This is a genomic window from Mycobacterium sp. (assembly GCF_049683935.1).
Classification (GTDB): domain Bacteria; phylum Actinomycetota; class Actinomycetes; order Mycobacteriales; family Mycobacteriaceae; genus Mycobacterium.
On sequence record NZ_JBAUJR010000262.1, the window covers coordinates 1 to 6,651 of the forward strand.

The 6,651-nt window shown below is 62.3% G+C and carries 6 protein-coding genes and 1 pseudogene; 6 read left to right on the forward strand and 1 reads right to left on the reverse strand.

Annotated elements, in window-relative coordinates; translation table 11 throughout:
* Positions 1–114 (forward strand): annotated as a pseudogene (locus WA965_RS15280) (alcohol dehydrogenase); the annotation flags it as partial.
* 76 nt (positions 115–190) lie between these two features.
* Here WA965_RS15280 and WA965_RS15285 read toward each other — a convergent pair.
* Positions 191–1,204, reverse strand: coding sequence for a helix-turn-helix domain-containing protein (locus tag WA965_RS15285; protein WP_526295149.1), 1,014 nt, complete (start codon positions 1,202–1,204; stop codon positions 191–193).
* Between the two features lie 121 nt (positions 1,205–1,325).
* Here WA965_RS15285 and WA965_RS15290 point away from each other — a divergent pair, with 121 nt between their 5' ends.
* From WA965_RS15290 to WA965_RS15310, 5 genes are all read left to right on the forward strand, one after another.
* On the forward strand, positions 1,326–1,646 hold the full coding sequence (locus tag WA965_RS15290) for a 2Fe-2S iron-sulfur cluster-binding protein (protein WP_526295147.1): 321 nt from the start codon (positions 1,326–1,328) through the stop codon (positions 1,644–1,646).
* A gap of 25 nt (positions 1,647–1,671) precedes the next feature.
* Positions 1,672–3,057, forward strand: a complete 1,386-nt coding sequence (locus WA965_RS15295) for a cytochrome P450 (protein ID WP_526295145.1) — start codon at positions 1,672–1,674, stop codon at positions 3,055–3,057.
* Positions 3,057–4,259 carry an NAD(P)/FAD-dependent oxidoreductase gene (locus WA965_RS15300; RefSeq protein WP_526295143.1) on the forward strand — a complete coding sequence of 401 codons (1,203 nt, stop codon included), beginning with the start codon at positions 3,057–3,059 and terminating at the stop codon, positions 4,257–4,259. The genes WA965_RS15295 and WA965_RS15300 overlap by 1 nt, the downstream gene beginning before the upstream one ends.
* Positions 4,260–4,522: 263 nt before the next feature.
* On the forward strand, positions 4,523–4,933 hold the full coding sequence (locus WA965_RS15305) for an SCP2 sterol-binding domain-containing protein (RefSeq protein ID WP_370329924.1): 411 nt from the start codon (positions 4,523–4,525) through the stop codon (positions 4,931–4,933).
* Between the two features lie 36 nt (positions 4,934–4,969).
* The gene (locus tag WA965_RS15310; RefSeq protein ID WP_526447742.1) at positions 4,970–6,598 is read left to right on the forward strand and encodes a long-chain fatty acid--CoA ligase; all 1,629 of its coding nucleotides are present in this window, start codon (positions 4,970–4,972) and stop codon (positions 6,596–6,598) included.
* Positions 6,599–6,651: the final 53 nt, after the last annotated feature.

Below are 6,651 nucleotides of genomic sequence, written 5' to 3' on the forward strand. Positions count from 1 at the left end.
GGACACCTCAAGCTCGATGAGCTGATCACCCGTGAGTACACCCTCGATCAGATCAACGAGGGGTACGCCGACATGAGATCAGGCCGCAACATCCGAGGACTCATCCGCTTCTAACGCAACAACCAAGTAGGGAAGGCGACGACGCTGCGGAAAGACGCTCCCGAGGTCGGATCTGGCTCGCTGGGCGGGCTCAGCGTTGTGAGAGCCGGAACTCGCTCGGAGAGCTGCCGGTCCATCGCTTGAAGGCGTGTGAGAAGTTGGCGGGGTCGCTGTACCCGAGATCCGTAGCAATCTCACTCACCGACATTGAGCGGTCGAGTAGCTGGAGCATCGCGCGCTCGAGCAGGAATGACTGGCGCAACTCGCGAAAGGTGGTCCCCTCTTCGGAAAGGCGCCGTTTGAGTGTGCTGGTGGATATCGACAGCTCATGTGCGAACCTTTGGTTACTTCGCTGTCCTGGATTCTTCTGCAGCAGCCGTCTTACCCTCTCGGAGTTGGATGTAGCGCCGCTCCGCTTGTCGAGAGTTCGCTTCAGCTCGACGATTGCGAGTCGATACGCGAGGGGATCGGAGAACCGGCACACCTCGTTGAGCGTGGCCGAGGGAACGTGGAGGGAGGACATCGGTGCGTCGAAGATCAGGCGCCCGACTTGAGCCAGGCGGTTCTCGCGATCGGTCAGGCCGACGGGCGCCGGCCAACCCAGGTGGAGTGTGACCGTCGGCGCGTCACCGACGAGCATGTCCAGCAGTCGCAATAACGCCGACCCGGTGTAGGTCACGGCCAAGCAGTCCAGGGCTCGATCGCCCGTGTGCCCCCAGAGCCCGACGGTGAGGCCATGCTCACGTGGATGTAACTGTGCATTGATAGCCATGGTGATCAGCGGCAGGTAGGTGAGCAACTCCACGATTTGGGCTACCGAGCCCGCGCTGACCAGCGGAACACTTAACGGGCCAAAGGATGTCAACTGGGCTTGTCCGGCGAACGCGAAGCCGAGCAGCGTGGCGTGGTCGACGTCGAGATCGGGGTAGACCTCGCGAAACCACCGTAACGGCGCTTGGACATCACGCTCAATCAGCGTCGCCGCGTCGGTCCCTTCGCGCGCCATGATGTCGCGGAGTTGCACGATGATGTCTGGCTCGAGTGCTGGGCTCTCGAGCAGTTGCACGAACGCGAGTGGGGGCATCCCCACGTTATCGAGGTTCATCACCAGGCCCCTTTGAGCCAAATTCACACGTTACTGACTCCAGCGAACATAGCCGAAGCGCTTATCTTCGACAAGACTGTTAACTATCATTCACACCGACGACAACGTATTAGGAGTTCGTATGACCGTTGTCACCTTTGTCTCCCACGACGGCGAGCAGCACGAGGCGCCGCTCGAGCCAGGTCACTCACTGATGCAAATTGCGACCAACAACGCGGTGCCCGGCATCGACGGTGACTGCGGAGGCGAAGCCGCGTGCGGCACCTGCCATGTGATCGTCGATCCGCAATGGTCCGGTCGGGTTGGGCGCTCCGGCGCCATTGAAGAAGAGATGCTCGCCATGAGCCCCGAGCGTCAGCCGACCTCCCGGCTGTCGTGCCAGATGCAGGTCACTGAGTCGTGGGACGGCTTGATCGTCCATCTGCCCGAGTTCCAGATGTAATGACGAGAGAGACGGATAAGACGTAATGAAGGTTTCTGAAGCAATCACCGAGAAAGTTCAGGCGACCATCCCGATCGACCTGCAGATTCAGGGCGCACACCTGTATGACAAAACCCGGCGTTTGGTGACCGGAACGAACGGGAAGAGGCTCTTCTTCGAGGGCCCCATCCCCTCGGTCGCGGACGTAAAACTCGCCGACATCGACCTCAGCAACCCTTTCCTCTACCGTCAGGGGCGCTGGCAGTCATACTACGAGCGCCTTCGCAATGAAGCTCCGGTCCACTATCAGCCCAACAGTCCGTTTGGTCCGTTCTGGTCAGTCACACGGCATGCCGACATCGTGGCCGTGGAGAAGAACCATGATGTCTTCTCCTCCGAGCCGTTCATCGTCATCGGGTCCCCGCCTCGTTTCCTTGACGTAGCGATGTTCATTGCGATGGATCCGCCACGCCACGACAGGCAGCGGGCCGCTGTCCAAGGGGTGGTCGCGCCCAAGAACCTGCGTGAGATGGAGGGTCTGATTCGATCTCGCGTGCAGGAGGTGCTGGACAACCTGCCCGTGGATCAGCCATTCAACTGGGTGGAGAATGTTTCGATCGAGTTGACCGCTCGGATGCTCGCGACCCTTTTGGACTTCCCATACGAGCAGCGTCGCAAGCTCGTCGAGTGGTCAGATCTGGCGACCTCGATGGAGCAAGCCAACGGCGGTCCGTCGGACCTTGACGACACGTTTGCAGGCATGCGCGACATGGCGCGAGGTCTCAGCGAGCACTGGCACGACAAGGCGGCCCGGACAGCTGCCGGAGAGGAACCCGGCTTCGATCTGATCACCATGCTGCAGAGTAACGAGAGCACCAAGGATCTGATCAACCGACCGATGGAGTTCTTGGGCAACTTTGTGTTGCTGATCGTCGGAGGCAACGACACCACGAGGAACTCGATGAGCGGCGGTGTTCTCGCGTTGAATCGGTACCCCGATCAGTTCGAGAAGCTGAAGGCAAACCCCGACCTGATCCCCAACATGGTCTCGGAGGTCATCCGGTGGCAGACACCGTTGGCCTATATGCGCCGGATCGCCAAGTCGGACACTATGCTGCACGGGCAGTTCATCCGCAAGGGCGACAAGGTCGTGATGTGGTATGCCTCGGGTAACCGCGACGAGCGCGTGTTCGATCGGCCCGATGAGCTGATCATCGATCGGCCCAACGCCCGAAATCACATCGCCTTCGGTTTCGGCATCCACCGCTGTATGGGCAACCGGCTGGCCGAGATGCAGTTGCGGATCCTGTGGGAGGAGCTGCTTCCGCGCTTCGAGAATATCGAAGTCGTCGGTGAGCCCGAGTACGTGCAGTCCAACTTCGTCAGGGGTATCAGCAAGCTGATGGTCCGACTCACCCCAAAAGCTGGCTAATGACCTTGAAGCGAGCGGTCGTCGTAGGCGCGAGCCATGCCGGGGCACAACTCGCGGCCAGTCTCCGTCAGGAAGGGTGGACCGATGAGATCGTCCTCATCGGCGAGGAGTCGGCGCTGCCCTACCAACGCCCTCCGTTATCGAAGGCCTACCTGGCCCGGAAGATCACACTCGACGAACTCGCGATCCGCAGCGCGGAGTTCTACACCAAGCAGCGAATCCAACTCCTGGATGCGACGGTGGAGGCGATCGACCGCTCGGTCGGCCACCTGTCTCTGAGCACCGGCGACGCAATGCCCTACGACAAGATCGCGCTGTGTACTGGCGCCCGCCCTCGACGGCTCCCCATCCCGGGCGCCGACCTGGCCGGAGTCTTCTACCTACGGACCGCCGCGGACGTCGAGATGATCCTCGCGACCATCCGCCCCGGGGCTCGGGCCGTGCTCGTCGGCGGCGGTTACATCGGACTGGAGACGGCCGCCTCGTTGCGTGCGCTGGGTCTCGACGTCACCGTGCTCGAGGCGACCGAGCGCGTCCTCGAACGGGTCACCGCCCCCGAGGTATCGGCGTTCTTCGACCGGATCCACCGGGAGGAGGGCGTCGACATTCGGACCGGCGCGCTGGTCGAGGCTCTGTCCGGTGACGGCTGGATCCGCGAAGTGCACCTGGCCAGTGGCGAATCAATCCCCGCCGACCTCGTCATTGTGGGCGTCGGCGTTCAACCGAACACCGAGCTCGCCGCCGCCGCAGGCCTGGCCGTCGACAACGGCGTCGTGATCGACGACCAGGCCCGCACCAGCGACCCCGACATCGTGGCCGCCGGGGACTGCGCCAGCCACGAGGTTGCCCGGTACGGCCGTCGCATACGCCTTGAGTCCGTGCCGAGCGCGGCCGAGCAGGCCAAAGTTGCCGCCGCGACCGTCTGCGGGAAGTCCAAGAAGATAGCGGCGCTTCCATGGTTCTGGTCAGATCAATACGACCTTAAGCTCCAGATCGCCGGTCTCAACACCGGATACGACGAGGTCGTCCTCAGCGGCGACCCGACCGAGGACCGCGACTTCACCTGCTTCTACCTCCGTGAGGGCGAGCTCATTGCCGCGGACTGCGTCAACCGCCCGCGAGACTTCATGTTCAGCAAACGGGTCATCACGCAGCAAGTCCCCATCGGACGGGCCGAACTGGCGCTCGCCGGCCGGGCCTGAGGTGATGGTGGCGTGGAGCTATGGGACGGTACGGCGATTGCAACGCGTGTCTCGGAGAGGAACGCAAGTGACAACCGCCATCCAACTCCGCTAGCAAAGGGGACAATTAGCGGATGCCGTGGTCACCTTGGCGGTACTACCGCAGCGCAGCAGGAGCTAATGGAGGTCGCCAACAAGCGTAAGACTATTTCCGGAGAGAGCATCGTCTGAAGTCGATGCTCGCGGGTGTTCGTTTCTGACAACGAGGTTGGTGGAGGTTGATGATGGCGGTATTCAAGGACGAGGACGAGGTCTATGCCTTTTTGGGTGGGATCTTTCGGCGCGGTTTGGAGAAGGAGGGGCTGGCGGACAAGCTCGCAAATTCGGGTGTGGTGTTGCGAGTGCATTACACCGATCCGGATGCAGTGGTGACGGTGGACATGCCGAACAAGGCGGTGGAGACCGGAGCGGCCAGTACCGCAGTGCCCAACGTGGAGTTGTTCATGTCTGCGGACACCGGGAACAAGTTCTGGCTGGGGAAGGTGAACCTGACGATGGCGATGGCCAAGGGAACCGTGCGCGCGAAGGGCCCGGTGCCGAAACTGATCAAGCTGATTCCGCAGGCGAAGAACTTGTTCCCGGAATACCGGTTGATGTTGCAGAGTCAGAATCGGCAGGACCTCATCGATGCGTGACCGTCGCCGCACCGCCGGTGGTTGGGTAGGTGTGCGATGAGGAGCACGATGCAGGACGTTGCGTTGACGGTGCCCGCGATCGTGGCCCATGCTTCGGCAGTCCATGGCGATCGCGAGGTGTTGACAGCCCGCGGACCCCGGCAGATCTCTGGGGTGTCCTATCGCGAGGTGGGGCAGCGTGCGGCACGGTTGGCGAACGCGTTGCGCGAGGTCGGCATTCGCCGAGATGAGCGTGTCGCGACGCTGCAGTGGAGCAACCAGGAGCATCTGGACTGTTATGCGGCGGTGCCGTCGATGGGCGCGGTGCTGCACACGTTGAATCTGCGGCTGCCACCTGAACAGCTGACGTGGATCGCCAATCATGCCGAAGATCGGGTGATCATCGTCGACGGTACGGTGCTGAGCCTGTTGGCGGCGGCGTTGCCGTCGATGACTTCGGTGCGCACGGTATTGGTGACCGGCACCGGCGATCTTGCCGCGGTGCAGGGCTGTGGAAAGGACGTCCTTCGTTACGACGATGTGGTGGCCGCCCAGTCGAGTACCTTCGACTGGCCCGACGTCGACGAGCAGTCGGCCGCAGCGATGTGCTACACCAGCGGAACCACCGGTCACCCGAAAGGCGTTGTCTACAGCCACCGTTCGACGTGGTTGCACTCCCAATCGGCGTGCACCTCGAATGCCTTGGGCATCGGTCATGACGACACGGTGTTGGCGATCGTTCCGATGTTCCACGCCAATGCCTGGGGGTTGCCGTACGCGGCGATGATGGCGGGGGCGCAGCTTCTGCTGCCTGACCGTTTCCTGCAGGCGGGGCCGTTGGTGGAGATGATCGAAGTGGTCCGTCCGACGATGGCGGGCGCTGTGCCGACGATCTGGACCGATGTCTTGCACTACCTGCGCGACAATCCCGGCCACGACGTGAGTTCGTTGAAGATGGTGGCCTGCGGTGGTTCGGCGGTCCCGCGGTCGTTGATGACTGCCTATGACGAACTGGGCATCCGCATTGTGCAGGCCTGGGGGATGACTGAGACTTCCCCGCTGGCCGCGGTCGCTCTGCCGCGGAACACCGACACCCCGGAGAGGTCGCTGCAGCTGCGGGGAACCCAAGGCAGGGTGGTGGCCGGTGTGCAGGCCCGCATCGTTGATGACAGCGGTGCCGAACAACCTTGGGACGGACAGTCGGTGGGGGAGATTCAGATCCGCGGTCCGTGGATCACTCAGTCGTATTACGAGCATGACAGTCCGGCGGTGTCGCCGGACGGGTGGTTGTGCACGGGAGATGTCGGGACGATCAGCGCGGATGCGTTCATCACGCTCACCGACCGTGCCAAAGACGTGATCAAGTCCGGAGGCGAGTGGATCTCATCGGTGGAATTGGAGAACGAGTTGGCCGCTCACCCTGCAGTACGCACCGCCACAGTGATTGGCGTGCCCGACGACAAGTGGCAGGAACGACCGCTGGCAGTGGTCGTCCTGGCCGCTGACTGCACCGCCACCGCCGCGGAGTTGACCGAATTCCTAAGTGCGCGGGTGGCCAAGTGGTGGCTACCGGAACGGTGGGCGTTCGTCACCGACATTCCGCTGACCTCGACCGGCAAGTTCGACAAGAAGAAGTTGCGCCGCCAGTACGCCGATGGTGATCTCGCCGTCGAGACACTGGCGTGAATCATCAATTTACTGCGACCGAAACACCGACGTTTAGGGAGACACATATGAAG

Bases quoted from the DNA above. Each gene is read 5' to 3' on its own strand.
- WA965_RS15300 (WP_526295143.1), top strand. From the start codon at position 3,057: ATGACCTTGAAGCGAGCGGTCGTCGTAGGCGCGAGCCATGCCGGGGCA.
- WA965_RS15310 (WP_526447742.1), top strand. From the start codon at position 4,970: ATGAGGAGCACGATGCAGGACGTTGCGTTGACGGTGCCCGCGATCGTG.
- WA965_RS15285 (WP_526295149.1), bottom strand. From the start codon at position 1,204: ATGAACCTCGATAACGTGGGGATGCCCCCACTCGCGTTCGTGCAACTG.
- WA965_RS15305 (WP_370329924.1), top strand. From the start codon at position 4,523: ATGGCGGTATTCAAGGACGAGGACGAGGTCTATGCCTTTTTGGGTGGG.
- WA965_RS15290 (WP_526295147.1), top strand. From the start codon at position 1,326: ATGACCGTTGTCACCTTTGTCTCCCACGACGGCGAGCAGCACGAGGCG.
- WA965_RS15295 (WP_526295145.1), top strand. From the start codon at position 1,672: ATGAAGGTTTCTGAAGCAATCACCGAGAAAGTTCAGGCGACCATCCCG.